This window comes from Streptomyces sp. NPDC004788 (assembly GCF_053601115.1).
In genome coordinates this window covers 1-13638 of sequence record NZ_JBSGBF010000147.1, presented here as the reverse complement: position 1 = coordinate 13638, position 13638 = coordinate 1, and the positions used below count along the sequence as shown (strand labels likewise).

Genomic DNA, 13638 nt, shown 5'->3' with positions numbered 1-13638 from the left:
AGTTCCTGCGCGTGGACGACGAGCTCGAACTGCCCGTCTTCCGCGCCGGATCGGATTCCGTCATTCGGGTGCAGTGTCGGGAAAACGGTTGTCGCCGGGGTTTCCGCCGGGCGCGCCCCTCGTTACCGATGTCAGGAACGGACGTACGGGGGATGCTCAACTCCCCTGTGCGACAAGCGACTTGCTCACACAAGGAAGGACTCTCTTCATGAAGCCCACCAAGGTTGCCGCGGCCGTCGCCGGTTCTCTGCTCGCCATGGGCGTCGCCGCGCCCGCGATGGCCGCGGAGTCGGCGCTGCCCACCAGCCTGGACGGTGGCCTCGGCTCGCTGACCAGCGGCGGCCTGAAGACGGACGCGCTCAGCAGCACCACGGACGGCTCCCCGGTCAAGACCGTCACCGACGCCGCGACCCAGCTGAACCAGACCGGCAAGGGCAGCGGCGGCGCCGCCTCGCTGCTCGGCGGTCTCCCGCTGGGCGCCGGCCCGCTCGGCTGACCCCGGCCCCGCACGGGAACACCGTCAACCACGGCCCCCACCGGTCACCGGTGGGGGCCGTCCATTGCTGCACTCAGGCGAATGCCGTCACGAAACGGCCCGGCAACTCGTTTGCAGGACATGAATCTGCGATCTCACGCCGGTCTGGGACTCCTCGCCGCCGCCATCGCCTCGGCGGCCCTGGCCTCCCCGGCCGTCGCCGACGCGCCCGTGGTCGTCCCGCTGCAGGGTCTCGACCCGGTGCTCCCGGGCGACGCCCCCACCATCGCCACGGGCGTCCCCACTCCCATCCCCGGCGCACCCACCGGCTTCCACCAGGGCTCGGGCGGCCTGCCGGACCTCACCCTGCCCCGCATCCCGCTGGACAGCGCGCTGTCGGAGACCGACATCGCGGCGCCGCTGCCCGAGCTCCTCAAGGGCAGCGAGCCGGGCACGGCCGAGCTGCTCAGCCCGCGCTCGGACATGAAGGCCGTCACCCCCGGCGCCGTCGTCGGCAACCCGCTCGGCACCCCGGCGGGCGACGGGCTCGGCGGGCTGCCGGAGCTCGGTCTGCCCGAGGCCGGTGTGCTCACGCCGGCGCTCGGCGGCGCGCTCGACCCCCAGTTGGGTGTGCACCCGGACGCGCGCTGACGCTCCGGGTGGACGCTCCTTTGTGCGAGCTGCGGCCCGGCGGGTGAAGACACGATTCTTCCCGCCACCCGAGGGAGCGCCGCTCGTTGCAAGGAAAGGCTTGTCGCATGGCCGCGGCCCGCGGCTTCCGGTGCGTTCCGTCGTAGCCGACGGCGGGCGTACGGATGTTCCGCGGGCCATCTTCGGAACCGCTGATTCCGTCGATTCCGCTGATTCCGCCGGTTTCTCGGGTCCTCTCTCCGGTTCCGTTCTCCGGTCCTCTTCTCCGGTTCTTAGGTTCTTCGTTCCATTCGGCGCAATGGCCGTGACCCCACGGTCGTTCCGCCGTTGAACGACACACGTGACCGTGGTTCTCGCGGTCGCTTTCCACGTTCAAGGAGTTCTTGATGTCTCGCATCGCGAAGGCTGCCGCTGTTCTCGCCGGCACCGGTGCCGTTGCCATGGCCGGTGCCGGCCTCGCCGCCGCCGACGCCGGCGCCGAGGCGGTCGCCGCCCACTCTCCCGGCGTCGCCTCCGGCAACGTCGTGCAGGTCCCGGTCCACGTGCCGATCAACCTCTGCGGCAACACCGTCAACCTCGTCGGCCTGATCAACCCGGCCTTCGGCAACCAGTGCGCGAACGTCGACGGCCACGACCACGGTGGCGAGGGCGGCTACGGCGGCTGACCTCCGCCCCGTCCCGCACCACTCGTAGGACGCCGTGTCCCCCCGGCCCGTCTGGGCCGGGGGGACACGGCGTCTTCGGCGCTCCGGCGCCTCAGGCGTACCGGTAGACCGCGCTGTGGTCGAGCAGCTCCGCCGGTGTCACGTTCCACGGGCCGAGCGGCTCGTGCAGCGCGGCGACCTTGCGGTACTGCGGATCGCCCAGCGGCGGCGGGTCCTTCGGCAGATAGCCGGCTCCCGGGTTGCGGGTCTGCCAGCGCGACCACAGCAGGTCGATGTAGGCGTGGTGCAGCCAGAACACCGGGTCGTTGACCGAACCGCCGCCCAGCATCAGCCCGCCGATCCAGCGGTGCACCCGGTTGTGCAGCCGGAAGCGGTCGTTGCCGGTGCCGGACGCCCAGCCCTCCAGGCGGTTGCGGAAGCCGAAGCCGCTGGTGGAGTTCCAGGGCGCCGAGTCGTACGTGTGCTCCCGCATCGCCTGGTCGACGTCCGCCGCCGTCGGCAGCGTGATCGGGTCGCGCGGACGGCCGAAGTCCCGGCTCAGGAAGCGCTGTTCGGTCATCCCGTAGCGCACGGTCCACTTCCCGCCCGCGTACGCGAACGGGCCCGTCGTCACCTGGAAGTCGCCGCGCCGGCCGTTGCCGCCCATGAAGTCCTCGCTCCACAGCGAGGCCGCCGGCGTGTTGTCCCGGGTCCAGTCCCAGTACGGCACGGTCACCGTCGGGTCGATCCGGCGCAGCGCCCGCTCGAACTCCAGCAGGAACTTGCGGTGCCAGGGCAGGAAGCTCGGGCACATGTGCGCGACCCGCCGCTTCCCCTCGCCGTCGGCGACGTAGTAGTCGATGTGGGTGCGCACGAAGTCGTCGTACTTCCCGGACCGCTTGAGCTCCAGGACGGCGGAGACGAAGCGTTTGCGCTCGGCGCTCGTCAGATCGCGCTGGTTCTTACGCGTGTACGGCACGCGGGCTCCCTCCGGGGCGGGCGCCCTCGGCACCGCTGTCGGCGTGGCCGCCGTGCCAGGCGGCGTACCGGCTCAGCGGGGCCGGGCCGAGATCGGCCACGGCCGCGCGGGTGGCCGCCAGCGGCGTCGGACAGGACTCGTAGTGGTCGATCGGGGTGACCCAGCCGCCGTCGGCGCAGCGCATCAGATGCAGCGGCCGGCCGTCGACGAGGACCAGCGGCTCTCCGGACGGTCCCGCGAAGCCCTGGATGCGGCGGCCCGCGTACATCTCGTCGAAGGCGTACGGGTCCTCGGCGTCGTTCGGGTCGGTCCGGTCCTGCCGGTCCGGTATGGCGGTGATGCGGGTCAACGCGCCGCCGGTGAAGGCGGCGACGGCCAGTGCGAAAAGCGAACGCACGGCCACCCGGCGCGGGACGATCATGATTGATCTCCTGGGGTCGAAAAAGGTGCCCTATGGGCACAACGATGAAAACCCCGGTTCGTTGCGGCGGAAATGACAGTCGACGGATTCTCGGCCGAATGAGTGAATTCGGCTCCGGTTGCCGGGCGTTCGTCCCCTAGCATCCGGATTCATGACCACATCCAACGTCGAGTCCAAGGCGCACAGCGCCCATTCGATCGGGACGCTCACCGCCGTCTCGTGGACCATGGGGCCCACCGACGACCTGCCCGCCATCCCCCGTCTGATGGTGTATTCGCTCGGGGACGGCCTGCACGGTCCGGAGGCCGGCGCGCAGGAGCTGCGGACGGTCCTGGAGGGCATGGGCGCGACGATCGGCGCCGAGGTCGCGTTCGCCGGGGAGGAGCGCGAGCTCGGCGTGCACCTGCTGGTCGAGGCCGAGCGGGCGGTGCTGAACCTGCCGTTCATGCAGGCGCAGTGCCCGGTGACGCCGGAGTGGCAGGAGGCGGCGTACGAGAGGGGCAACGCCATCCTGACGATCCCGCTCCTGCCGTGGCCGGAGGCGGCGCCGGGGACGCCGGTCACGGAGGAGCGCCTCAAGGCCTTCGTCACCGACGACAACGTGGTGCGGAGCTCGGCCCACATCACGGTGCCGGTGAGCCGGATCCAGGGCTGAGCGGACAGGGGGCGGCGCGATGACGACGCTGAACGTACGCGGCGGGGTCGGGGTCCCGGGGCCGCGGCAGCAGGACGAGGCCCAGGAGCAGGACGGGCAGGCAGGCGGCGCGGGGACCGGCGCGAGCCGGGCCTTCGCCTGGATGCTGATCGTGACCGGCGCGGCGGGCGTGCTCGCCGGCTGGGTGATCACGATCGACAAGTTCAAGCTCCTGGAGGACCCGAACTTCACGCCGGGGTGCAGCCTCAACCCGGTGGTCTCCTGCGGCAACATCATGAAGAGCGAGCAGGCGGGCGTGTTCGGCTTCCCGAACCCGATGCTGGGCCTCGTCGCGTACGCCGTCGTCGTCGCCGTCGGCGCCGGGATCCTGGCCGGCGCCCGCTACCGGGGCTGGTTCTGGCTCGGACTCAACGCGGGCATGCTGTTCGGTGTCGGCTTCTGCACCTGGCTGATGCAGCAGTCGCTGTACGAGATCAACGCGCTGTGCCTGTGGTGCTGTCTGGCCTGGTGCGCGACGATCACCATGTTCTGGTACACCACCGCGCACAACGTGCGCCATGGGCTGCTGCCCGCGCCGGCCGCGGTGAAGGACTTCCTCGCGGACTTCACCTTCGCGCTGCCGGTGCTGCACATCGGGATCATCGGGATGCTGATCCTGACCCGCTGGTGGGAGTTCTGGACCAGCTGACGTGCGCCCCCTCCGCTCCTGGACGACATGGCCGCGAGTGGCACTGACCGTGCTGCTCGCGGCCGTTCTCGTGCTGCTGGTGTCGTACGGGCGGCTCGCGCCGGACGGCCGGGACCCGCTGGCGGAGCCCGTACCGCAGCCGGAGCGGGAGCGGGCGCCGGTGCCGGCCGGCTTCTTCACCGGCTCGGACGAGGCGGGGGTGCGGCGGATCGCCGAGGTGGAGAAGTGGCTGGGCGGGGCGGCGCTGACGGTCGGGCACACCTATCTGCCGGGCGACCGCTGGTCCAACATCGAGGGGCATCCGGCGCTGTTCGGGCCGTGGGCGCGCTGGAAGGAGCGGCGGCCGGGGCGGCTCTTCGTGCTCAACGTGCCGCTGATGGACCGCAACGAGGAGGGCGTCGGCGACGCGGAGGCGCGGGCCGGGCTGCGGCGCGGGGCGGCCGGGGCGTTCGACGGGCACTTCCGCACGCTCGGCGAGCGGCTCGTGGCGCACCGGCTCGCGGACGCGGTCCTGGTGCTCGGCTGGGAGATGAACGGCACCACGTACACGCACCGCTGCGGCCCGGACCCGGCGGCGTGGAAGGCTTACTGGCGGCGGGTGGTGACGGTGCTGCGGCAGGTGCCGGGGCAGCGCTTCCGCTTCGACTTCGCGCCGAGCCGCGGGCTCGACGCCCTGCCGTGGACGCGCTGCTGGCCCGGCGACGACGTGGTCGACATCGTCGGCATGGACGCCTACGACCAGCCGGCCGGGCTCTCCTTCGAGGAGCAGGTGGCGGAGCCGTACGGGCTCGCCTTCCACGCGCGGTTCGCGGCGGCGCACGGCAAGCCGGTGTCGTTCCCGGAGTGGGGGCTGTTCCGCAACGGGGACGATCCGGCGTACGTACGGGGGATGCTGGACTGGTTCGCGCGGCAGCGGCCCGTCTACCAGACCTTCACCGACTACTGCCCGCACGGGGTGTGGGGCTGCGCGGACAACCCGAGGTCGGGTGAGGTGGTCAGGGGCGCGCTCGGCCGGGCCGGTGGCCCGGGGAGCGCAGGGTCAGGCCGCCCTTGAGGGTGTCGACGGTGCGATCGAGGAGCGTCACGAGCTCGTCGCCGCGGCCGTGTTCGGCCCAGTGCACGGTGGCCTCGCGCAGCGCGCCGAGGACGGCGGCGGTGAAGACCCGTACCTCCAGGTCGTCGGGGTCGCGGCCGGTGCGCTCGGCGACGGCGCTGGAGAGCAGCCGGCCGGTCTCGGCGGTGGTCTCGGTGAAGCGGGCGCGGACGGCCGGGACCTCCACCAGGAAGCGGGCGCGCAGCAGGGTGTCCGCCGGGTCCTCGGCGAGGGCGGCGGTGACGGCGTCGAGGATCACCGTGCGCAGCGAGTCGAGGGGTTCCTCGTCGGCGGGGCGGGCGCGCAGCCGGTCGACGAGGAGGGCGTCCTGGTCGTCGCTGAGGAGGATGTCCTCCTTGACCGGGAAGTAGCGGACGACGGTGGACGGGGAGACCTCGGCCGCTGCGGCGATCTGCTCGATGGTCGTGGCGTCGTACCCCTGCGCGGCCACCAGCCGGTAGGCGGCCTTCCGGATCGCGGCGCGGGTCTTCAGCTTCTTGCGCTCGCGCAGGGAAGGGCGGTCGGAGGTGGCCATGGCTTTCATTGTGACTGGTCGGACGCGCTACGCGTGCTGGTAGGCCACCAGCGAGATGCCGACGTAGTGGACGATGAAGGCGGCGAGGGTGAAGGAGTGGAAGACCTCGTGGAAGCCGAACCAGCGCGGTGACGGGTTGGGGCGCTTCATGCCGTAGATCACCCCGCCCGCGCTGTAGAGGACGCCGCCGACGATCACCAGGACGAGGACGGCGATGCCGCCCGCCCGCATGAAGTCCGGCAGGAAGAAGACGGCGGCCCAGCCCATCGCGATGTAGCAGGGCGTGTACAGCCAGCGAGGGGCGCCGACCCAGAAGACCCGGAAGGCGATGCCGGCCGCGGCCGCCACCCAGACCGCCCACATGAGCGGCCGGCCGGTGGAATCGGGGAGGAGGAGCAGTGTCAGCGGGGTGTAGGTGCCCGCGATGATGAGGAAGATGTTGGCGTGGTCGAGCCGCCGCAGCACCGCCTCGCCGCGCGGCCCCCAGTTGCCGCGGTGGTACAGGGCGCTGATGCCGAAGAGCAGACAGGCCGTGAGCACGTAGACGCCGCAGGCGATCCGGGCCCGCGGCGAGTCGGAGAGGGCCACCAGGACGAGCCCCGCGACGATCACCGCGGGGAACATTCCGGCGTGCAGCCAGCCTCGGAGTCTCGGCTTGAGCGGGAGCGGCAGCGCCGGGCGCTGCTCCGTGGTGATGAGGTCCGGCGAGGCTGCAGTCATGGTTCGGCATCGTACCGACGCCCCCGTAAGCCATGGATATGAGTGGCGATGCTCACGTGTGCGGCCCTCTGGACATATGGGCGGTAGCATCGGATGATCAAATGAGTGCGGTCGGCACCGGATGAGCGCCTACGACGCATCCGGGTCGCAGCCCCCAAGGGGCATACATCTTAAAAACCCCTCTTCAAGGAGCAATCGTGGCGCGCGACAACGCGGCTCCCTCCACCGTCCCCACCCAGCACCAGGAGCTCGTCTCCTGGGTCAACGAGATCGCCGAGATCACCCAGCCCGACGCCGTCGTCTGGTGCGACGGGTCCGAGGCGGAGTACGAGCGTCTCTGCGAGGAGCTCGTCGCCAAGGGGACCTTCAAGAAGCTCGACCCGGTCAAGCGCCCGAACTCGTACTACGCCGCCTCCGACCCGACCGACGTCGCACGCGTCGAGGACCGGACCTTCATCTGCTCCGAGAAGGAGGAGGACGCGGGCCCGACCAACCACTGGAAGGCCCCGGCGGAGATGAAGGAGATCTTCGCGGGCGAGAAGGGCATCTTCCGCGGCTCCATGAAGGGCCGCACCATGTACGTCGTGCCCTTCTGCATGGGCCCGGTCGGCTCCGAGCTCTCCGCCATCGGCGTCGAGATCACCGACTCCGCGTACGTCGCCGTCTCCATGCGCACCATGACCCGCATGGGACAGGCCGTCCTCGACGAGCTCGGCACCGACGGCTTCTTCGTCAAGGCCGTCCACACCCTCGGCGCCCCGCTCGCGGAGGGCGAGGAGGACGTGCCGTGGCCGTGCAACAGCACCAAGTACATCTCGCACTTCCCCGAGACCCGCGAGATCTGGTCCTACGGCTCCGGCTACGGCGGCAACGCCCTGCTCGGCAAGAAGTGCTACGCGCTGCGCATCGCGTCCGTCATGGCGCGTGACGAGGGCTGGCTCGCCGAGCACATGCTCATCCTCAAGCTGACGCCGCCGCAGGGCGAGGCCAAGTACGTGGCCGCCGCCTTCCCGTCGGCCTGTGGCAAGACCAACCTCGCCATGCTGGAGCCCACGATCTCCGGCTGGACGGTCGAGACCATCGGCGACGACATCGCCTGGATGCGCTTCGGCGAGGACGGCCGCCTCTACGCGATCAACCCCGAGGCCGGCTTCTTCGGCGTCGCGCCCGGCACCGGCGAGCACACCAACGCCAACGCCATGAAGACGATGTGGGGCAACTCCGTCTTCACGAACGTCGCGCTCACCGACGACGGCGACGTGTGGTGGGAGGGCATGACCGAGGAGCTGCCCAAGCACCTCACCGACTGGAAGGGCAACGACTGGACGCCGGAGTCCGAGACCCCGGCCGCCCACCCCAACGCCCGCTTCACCGTGCCCGCCGGCCAGTGCCCGATCATCGCGCCCGAGTGGGAGGACCCGAAGGGCGTGCCGATCTCGGCGATCCTCTTCGGCGGCCGCCGCGCCTCCGCCGTCCCGCTGGTCACCGAGTCCTTCGACTGGAACCACGGCGTCTTCCTCGGCGCCAACGTGGCCTCCGAGAAGACCGCCGCCGCCGAGGGCAAGGTCGGCGAGCTGCGCCGCGACCCCTTCGCCATGCTGCCGTTCTGCGGCTACAACATGGGCGACTACATGGCGCACTGGATCAAGATCGGTCAGAGCGCGGACGCCGCGAAGCTGCCGAAGATCTACTACGTCAACTGGTTCCGCAAGAACGACGCCGGCAAGTTCGTCTGGCCCGGCTTCGGCGAGAACAGCCGCGTCCTGAAGTGGATCGTCGAGCGCCTCGACGGCAAGGCCGAGGGTGTCGAGACCCCCATCGGCATCCTGCCGACGAAGGACGCCCTGGACACCGACGGCCTGGAGCTGGCCGACGAGGACCTGGACTTCCTGCTCACCGTCGACAAGGACGTCTGGCGCGAGGAGGCCGCCCTGGTCCCCGCGCACCTGGAGACCTTCGGCACCCACACGCCGAAGGAACTGTGGGACGAGTACAACGCGCTGGTCGAGCGCCTGGGCTGATCCCGTAGAGACTCGTGGCGGGTTGCCCCGATTTCCGCCCTGACCAGCTGGGGTCACGACGGCCCGTCACGACGCATCCGGCCCCCGGAGCCCCCTCACGGCTCCGGGGGCCGGCGCATGTCCTCCACCGGTCCTCCGCTCCTACCGGCCCCTGTCCTCCAGATAGCGGGTGTGGATCTGCTGCCGGCGGGCCTCCGCGTCCTGGAGCGCCGAGGCGATCTCGGCCGCCTCCGTGTGCAGCGCGGTCAACTGGCGCTCCAGGTGCCGCTCCGGAGGCTCGGCCCCCGGTACCACCCGGGTCCACCACCGGCTCCGTACGAACGCGTCGACCGCCTCCGGGACGTCCTGGCGCACCGCCCGGGCGAGGACCCGGACCTGCTCCGGGTCGCTCACCCAGCCCGGTTCGAGCAGCGCCCCGATGAGGGTGTCCAGTTCGGTCAGCCGGCCGTGCGCGGCGGGCGGCAGTTCCACCTCGGCGAGATAGCCGCGCAGCGTCTCCAGGTCCGCGCGCAGCGCCTCGACCTGCTCGGCCGGCTCGGGGAAGGCCGGCGCCGGCGGGCGCTCGGGAGGGGCGATCAGCGCCCCCGCCCCGTAGAGGCCCGCGACCACCACCGGCCACAGCGAGCCGGCGGCGCCGGTGGTCAGGGTGAGCGCCACCCCGGCGAGACCGCAGGCGCAGCCCGTGAGGTTCTTGCGGGACTCGACGTATCGGAGCACTGGATTACTGGTACCCACGGATCTCCTCGAAGGCCCCGTCGAGCGAGCCCGTCGTCGCGTCGAACAGCTTCCCGCCGGTGAGCTGCGCGATGTGGTCGAGCGCCGCCCTGTCGGAGTCGCCGAACAGGATCGGGAAGACCGGGATGCGCCGCTGGGCCGGGGTGAGCGCCTTCGCGTGGAAGGCGTCGAAGGCGGACGCCGGGTCGCCGTCGGTGTTCGCACCGTCCGTCATCAGCACGATCGACGTGAACGTGTCGTCCGCGCGCGCGTCGTCGAGCCGCGCGTACGCCTGCTCCAGGCTGGAGTAGATCGCCGTGCCGCCGGAGGCGCTGAGCCGCGACGCGTCGCCGCGGATCGCGTCGAGCGCGGCCTTCGGCGCGCCCGGGTCGACGGTGTGGGTGGTGACCTCGCCGGTCTTCACCGCACTGCCGAACGGCATCAGCGTCACCTCCTCGCGGTCCCGGAAGTCGCCCGTGAGCTCGGCCAGGGCCGTCTTCAGCCGGTCGAGCCGCTCGCCCTCCATCGAGCCGGAGGTGTCGAGGACGTAGACCGTGCGGGAGGGGCGGCGCAGCGTGTTGTCGTACGAGTCGAGCAACCCGTCCGCGACGGACCGGCTGCCCGGGAAGGGCAGTTCGCGCCGCGGGTCGGTGGCGAGCCCGGCCGCCGGGGCCACGCCCGGCACGACCGGGCGGCGGAACGTGCGCTCGGTGATGAGGCGTTGGGCCGCGGGCGTGCGCAGGTGGGCCGCGAGCCGGCGGACCGCGTCCTTCGCCTCCGGGCGGGCGGCGGTCAGCGAGGTCAGCGGATAGTCCGCCGTGACCACGCCGTCGGCCGGGCGGATCACGGTCAGGCCGCCGGGGATCGACTTCAGCACCGACTCGTAGTTGACGACCGCGTCGACGTCGGTGCGCCGGGCGTAGGCGGTGGCGAGCCAGCCGGAGGAGCCGGAGGTCAGCTTCTGCCCGGCGAAGAACTCCTTCAGCTTCGGCGTGGCCGCCTTCACGTCCTTGTCGGTGAGCGCGGACTGCGCGCCCGACAGGCCCGAGGCGACCGAGACGAGCGCGGAGAAGCCGGAGTTGGAGCGCAGCGGGTCCGTCATGCCGTAGCTGAGCTTCTTCGCCGCGACGGCCTGGTGGATCTGCGCCCAGGTGACCTTCTCCGGGTCCCAGCCGAGCCGGGTCACGGCCGCGGGCCGGATGCCGAGGGCCACCGGCGAGGTCATGACCGGCGTCTCTGCGGTGATCCGACGGGCGGACTCCGGGTTCAGCCGCAGATAGTCGTTGGACGACAGCCACACGGCGTCGAACTGCTTGTCGGCCTCACCGGACGCGATCCGCCTGGCGGCGTCGAGGGTGCCGGCGTAGGTGGGGCGGACGGTGACGCCGGTGGCCTTGCGGGCCTCCTCCAGGACGGGCGCCATGTCGGCGAGCTCGGAGGAGGCGAGGACGCGGAGGGTGCCGGGGCGGTACTCGCCGGAGTCGGCGGCGCCCTTGCCGTTGCTGTCGCTGTCGCCTTCGCCGGAGCAGGCGGTCACCGCGAGGGTGAGAGCCAGCGCGAGGGCGGCCAGGGTGCTCGTACGGGATCTCGTACGGGTTCTCATCCGCGGCCCCCTTCGAGGATGCCGGGCGCGCCGGAGCCGGAACCGCTCTCCCTCGCCTGCGTGCGCTCCAAGTGGGAGCTCGCGGTGCGCAGTTCGGCGGAGAGCGCGTCCACGGTCTGCGCCATCGACTCGGTCGCGCGGACCTTGTACGTGTCGATCGCGTCGAGCGTCGAGTAGATCTGCTGGAAGGCGGTGCGCACGGTCTCCAGGCCCACCGCGGGCTCCGCCGCGAGCCGCTGGATGTCGCCGGTCTGGCCGGCGAGCGCGGCCGCGTTGCCCTGGATGAGCTGCTCGGTCGCCCCCTGCAGCGCCTTGACCTGCTCGACGACCTTCTTCTGGTGGTCGAGCGCGGAGGCCAGCATCACGGCGATCCGCAGTGCGGTCACCGTCGTCGTGGCGGCCCGGTCGACGCCCTTGATCAGCTCGTCGTTGTTGCGCCGGACCACGTCCATCGCCAGATAGCCCTGCGCGCACACCGCGAGCTGGGTCAGCAGGTCCTGGTGCTTCTGGCGCACCGGGAAGAGCACGTCCGCGCGCAGCGCGTCCGCCTGGACCGGGTCCGCGGTGCCGGCGAGCCGCTGCTCGACCGCCGCGTCGAGGGCCTCGGTGAGCACCGCGTACTCCTGGAGCCGGCCCATGGTCTCCCACAGCCGGGCCCGCTCGGTCTGCAACGCCGCGTTGTCGCGCCGCAGTTCGTCCTGGCCGCCCTTCAGGGCGTCGAGGATGCGGTTGATCGTGTCCTGCGAGGAGGCGTACCTGGCGATGTGATCGCGCAGCCGGTTCCCGCCCGGCAGCTTCGACAGCAGGCTCCGCACGCCCTTGGCGGGCGTGTCGCGCGGGTCGAGGTCCTCGATGGTGCGCCGCAGTTCGACCAGCGAGCCGCCGACCCGGGTCGTCGCGTCGCCGCCGGCCGAGCCGAGGGAGCGGACGGTGCGGTCCAGCATCCGGTTGGACTGCTGGGCGGCGGTGCGCATCTCGCCGGAGCCGAGCGCCGCGATCTCGCCGATGCGGCCGGTGAACTCCGGCGAGCGGGCGTCGAGTCCGGCGAGCGAGCCCACGTACTCGGCGGCCCGCCGCTCCATCTCCGTACGTGCCGCGTCGTCGATCGGCACGAGCGTGGCGGCCTGCTCGGCGCGGACCGGCGCGACCGGTTCCGGCGGGGTGAGGACGAGAGGTGTCTCGGTGGGCGGCTGGAGCGAAGGCGTCGTCATGCGGTGTCCCCCTGGTCGCGGGCCCGCAGCGCCATCCGGTGCAGCACCTGGGAGGTGGGCACGGGCGCCTGGCGGACTCCGGTGAGCGTCTGGTTGAGGTAGCCGGTGTGGCCGGCGGTGGCGGCGGTGAACTCGGCCGCCGCGCCCTGCGGCCGGAAGCCGTGCCGGACCGCGAGCTTGCGCAACTCCGGGTCGGTGGAGAGGAGTTCGCCGAGGGTGCGGCCCGCCTCGGTGAGCGGGACGAGGGTGTGGTCGCTGTTGACGGTGGTGTCCGGGTAGAGGACCACCAGGTCGCCCATCGGCTGCTTCGCCAGGAGCTGCGACGCGACCTGCGACTCGTACACCAGGACCAGCGGGTTACCGACGCCGCTGACGAAGTCCCGGAAGGGCGCGTCCGAGCTGGACTGCTGGGCGCCCTGCACCTGGATCAGCTTGCGCAGCAGCGGCGCCGTGCGGTCGACGGCGGCCTTGTCCCCGGCGACCCGGCCGCCGTCGGCGACATAGCTCGCGGCGGCGAGGTAGAGCGCGCCGGAGTTGGAGGCGACGGGGTCGGTGGAGGTGATGAAGAGCGTGCCCGTCAGCTCGGCGTGCCCGGCGGAGCCCCTGAGCTGCTGCCAGGTGCGGTCGGCGCGGGCGGCGGCCAGATAGGCGTCCATCCGCAGGGTGCCGGTGTGGCCGCCGGGGCCGAGCGTGGCGAGCCCGTTGTCCGCGAGGACCTTGGCGGCGGCGCTGTGCGCGACGACCACGAGCGGCGAGTAGAACGGCCGCAGCGGGGCGGTCGTCACCTTCTCCTTCGCCTTGATCTCGTCGGCGGGCGCCTTGGCGGACGGGAACGCGAAGTCGTAGCCCTTGAGGGGCAGTTGCTCCATGTCCCAGGACCCGGAGGTCTCCGTCCGCACGGTGAGGCCCCTGGCTGCCAGGGCCTTCACGACCTCGGGATCGGCGAAGAACTCGGCCTTCTCCGACCCGATGACTCCTCGCACAGTCTTCGTTGCCGTGCCGCTGTCGTCCTTGTCGCCGCCCACCACGAGGGCGGCGGCCACGCCGCCGAGGAGCAGGACGGCGAGGACGATTCCCAGAATGCGTCTCACGCGGGCAGCGTGCTCGCGGAAACCCACATTCCAGGGGGAGTTGGGTGTACGGGGAGTGAAGCCGCGATCCCGGAAACGAACCGGACGGGGCGCGTCCGGACGCCCTCGGAACCACGTGGGTGGCGCCCGGTCCGCGC

Annotated in this window: 15 protein-coding genes; 7 read left to right on the top strand and 8 right to left on the bottom strand. The window is 71.7% G+C overall.

Translation table 11 applies throughout. From position 1 onward, the window contains the following. The first annotated feature begins 208 nt into the window (after positions 1–208). From ACWEJX_RS35795 to ACWEJX_RS35785, 3 genes are all read left to right on the top strand, one after another. Positions 209–496 carry a hypothetical protein gene (locus ACWEJX_RS35795; RefSeq protein WP_451611590.1) on the top strand — a complete coding sequence of 96 codons (288 nt, stop codon included), beginning with the start codon at positions 209–211 and terminating at the stop codon, positions 494–496. A 120-nt stretch (positions 497–616) separates the two neighbouring features. Continuing rightward, positions 617–1126 carry a hypothetical protein gene (locus tag ACWEJX_RS35790; RefSeq protein ID WP_451611589.1) on the top strand — a complete coding sequence of 170 codons (510 nt, stop codon included), beginning with the start codon at positions 617–619 and terminating at the stop codon, positions 1124–1126. A 386-nt stretch (positions 1127–1512) separates the two neighbouring features. Then, the gene (locus ACWEJX_RS35785) at positions 1513–1791 is read left to right on the top strand and encodes a chaplin (RefSeq protein WP_451611588.1); all 279 of its coding nucleotides are present in this window, start codon (positions 1513–1515) and stop codon (positions 1789–1791) included. 91 nt (positions 1792–1882) lie between these two features. Here ACWEJX_RS35785 and ACWEJX_RS35780 read toward each other — a convergent pair whose 3' ends face one another. Beyond that, complete coding sequence (locus ACWEJX_RS35780) at positions 1883–2749, bottom strand: tyrosinase family protein (protein WP_451611587.1); 867 nt, start codon at positions 2747–2749, stop codon at positions 1883–1885. Then, the gene (locus tag ACWEJX_RS35775; RefSeq protein WP_451611586.1) at positions 2733–3170 is read right to left on the bottom strand and encodes a tyrosinase family oxidase copper chaperone; all 438 of its coding nucleotides are present in this window, start codon (positions 3168–3170) and stop codon (positions 2733–2735) included. The genes ACWEJX_RS35780 and ACWEJX_RS35775 overlap by 17 nt, the downstream gene beginning before the upstream one ends. A 151-nt stretch (positions 3171–3321) precedes the next feature. Here ACWEJX_RS35775 and ACWEJX_RS35770 point away from each other — a divergent pair, with 151 nt between their 5' ends. The 3 genes from ACWEJX_RS35770 to ACWEJX_RS35760 are packed head-to-tail and all read left to right on the top strand — an operon-like array spanning position 3322 to position 5567. Next, on the top strand, positions 3322–3825 hold the full coding sequence (locus tag ACWEJX_RS35770) for a DUF5949 family protein (RefSeq protein WP_451611585.1): 504 nt from the start codon (positions 3322–3324) through the stop codon (positions 3823–3825). A gap of 19 nt (positions 3826–3844) precedes the next feature. Then, entirely contained in the window at positions 3845–4513 is a 669-nt protein-coding gene (locus ACWEJX_RS35765) for a vitamin K epoxide reductase family protein (RefSeq protein ID WP_451611584.1), read from the top strand. Between the two features lie 37 nt (positions 4514–4550). Continuing rightward, positions 4551–5567, top strand: coding sequence for a glycoside hydrolase family 26 protein (locus ACWEJX_RS35760; RefSeq protein ID WP_451611583.1), 1017 nt, complete (start codon positions 4551–4553; stop codon positions 5565–5567). Here the strand turns inward: ACWEJX_RS35760 and ACWEJX_RS35755 are convergent. After that, on the bottom strand, positions 5509–6150 hold the full coding sequence (locus ACWEJX_RS35755; RefSeq protein ID WP_451611582.1) for a TetR/AcrR family transcriptional regulator: 642 nt from the start codon (positions 6148–6150) through the stop codon (positions 5509–5511). The two genes, ACWEJX_RS35760 and ACWEJX_RS35755, sit on opposite strands and share 59 nt — an antisense overlap. A gap of 18 nt (positions 6151–6168) precedes the next feature. After that, positions 6169–6861, bottom strand: a complete 693-nt coding sequence (trhA, locus tag ACWEJX_RS35750; protein ID WP_451611581.1) for a PAQR family membrane homeostasis protein TrhA — start codon at positions 6859–6861, stop codon at positions 6169–6171. A gap of 197 nt (positions 6862–7058) precedes the next feature. On the opposite strand from trhA, the gene ACWEJX_RS35745 reads away from it, so the two are divergent. Continuing rightward, the gene (locus tag ACWEJX_RS35745; RefSeq protein ID WP_451611580.1) at positions 7059–8882 is read left to right on the top strand and encodes a phosphoenolpyruvate carboxykinase (GTP); all 1824 of its coding nucleotides are present in this window, start codon (positions 7059–7061) and stop codon (positions 8880–8882) included. A 141-nt stretch (positions 8883–9023) separates the two neighbouring features. Here ACWEJX_RS35745 and ACWEJX_RS35740 read toward each other — a convergent pair whose 3' ends face one another. The 4 genes from ACWEJX_RS35740 to ACWEJX_RS35725 are packed head-to-tail and all read right to left on the bottom strand — an operon-like array spanning position 9024 to position 13528. Beyond that, positions 9024–9599, bottom strand: a complete 576-nt coding sequence (locus tag ACWEJX_RS35740; RefSeq protein WP_451611579.1) for a hypothetical protein — start codon at positions 9597–9599, stop codon at positions 9024–9026. A 4-nt stretch (positions 9600–9603) separates the two neighbouring features. Then, the gene (locus ACWEJX_RS35735; protein ID WP_451611578.1) at positions 9604–11199 is read right to left on the bottom strand and encodes a substrate-binding and vWA domain-containing protein; all 1596 of its coding nucleotides are present in this window, start codon (positions 11197–11199) and stop codon (positions 9604–9606) included. After that, positions 11196–12410, bottom strand: coding sequence for a toxic anion resistance protein (locus ACWEJX_RS35730; RefSeq protein WP_451611577.1), 1215 nt, complete (start codon positions 12408–12410; stop codon positions 11196–11198). Before ACWEJX_RS35730 ends, ACWEJX_RS35735 begins: the two co-directional genes overlap by 4 nt. Then, a complete protein-coding gene (locus ACWEJX_RS35725; protein ID WP_451611576.1) occupies positions 12407–13528 on the bottom strand; it encodes a hypothetical protein in 1122 nt (373 codons plus the stop codon). The genes ACWEJX_RS35730 and ACWEJX_RS35725 overlap by 4 nt, the downstream gene beginning before the upstream one ends. Positions 13529–13638: the final 110 nt, after the last annotated feature.

Bases quoted from the DNA above. Each gene is read 5' to 3' on its own strand.
- ACWEJX_RS35775 (WP_451611586.1), bottom strand. From the start codon at position 3,170: ATGATCGTCCCGCGCCGGGTGGCCGTGCGTTCGCTTTTCGCACTGGCC.
- trhA (WP_451611581.1), bottom strand. From the start codon at position 6,861: ATGACTGCAGCCTCGCCGGACCTCATCACCACGGAGCAGCGCCCGGCG.
- ACWEJX_RS35735 (WP_451611578.1), bottom strand. From the start codon at position 11,199: ATGAGAACCCGTACGAGATCCCGTACGAGCACCCTGGCCGCCCTCGCG.
- ACWEJX_RS35785 (WP_451611588.1), top strand. From the start codon at position 1,513: ATGTCTCGCATCGCGAAGGCTGCCGCTGTTCTCGCCGGCACCGGTGCC.
- ACWEJX_RS35730 (WP_451611577.1), bottom strand. From the start codon at position 12,410: ATGACGACGCCTTCGCTCCAGCCGCCCACCGAGACACCTCTCGTCCTC.
- ACWEJX_RS35755 (WP_451611582.1), bottom strand. From the start codon at position 6,150: ATGAAAGCCATGGCCACCTCCGACCGCCCTTCCCTGCGCGAGCGCAAG.
- ACWEJX_RS35795 (WP_451611590.1), top strand. From the start codon at position 209: ATGAAGCCCACCAAGGTTGCCGCGGCCGTCGCCGGTTCTCTGCTCGCC.
- ACWEJX_RS35765 (WP_451611584.1), top strand. From the start codon at position 3,845: ATGACGACGCTGAACGTACGCGGCGGGGTCGGGGTCCCGGGGCCGCGG.
- ACWEJX_RS35770 (WP_451611585.1), top strand. From the start codon at position 3,322: ATGACCACATCCAACGTCGAGTCCAAGGCGCACAGCGCCCATTCGATC.
- ACWEJX_RS35790 (WP_451611589.1), top strand. From the start codon at position 617: ATGAATCTGCGATCTCACGCCGGTCTGGGACTCCTCGCCGCCGCCATC.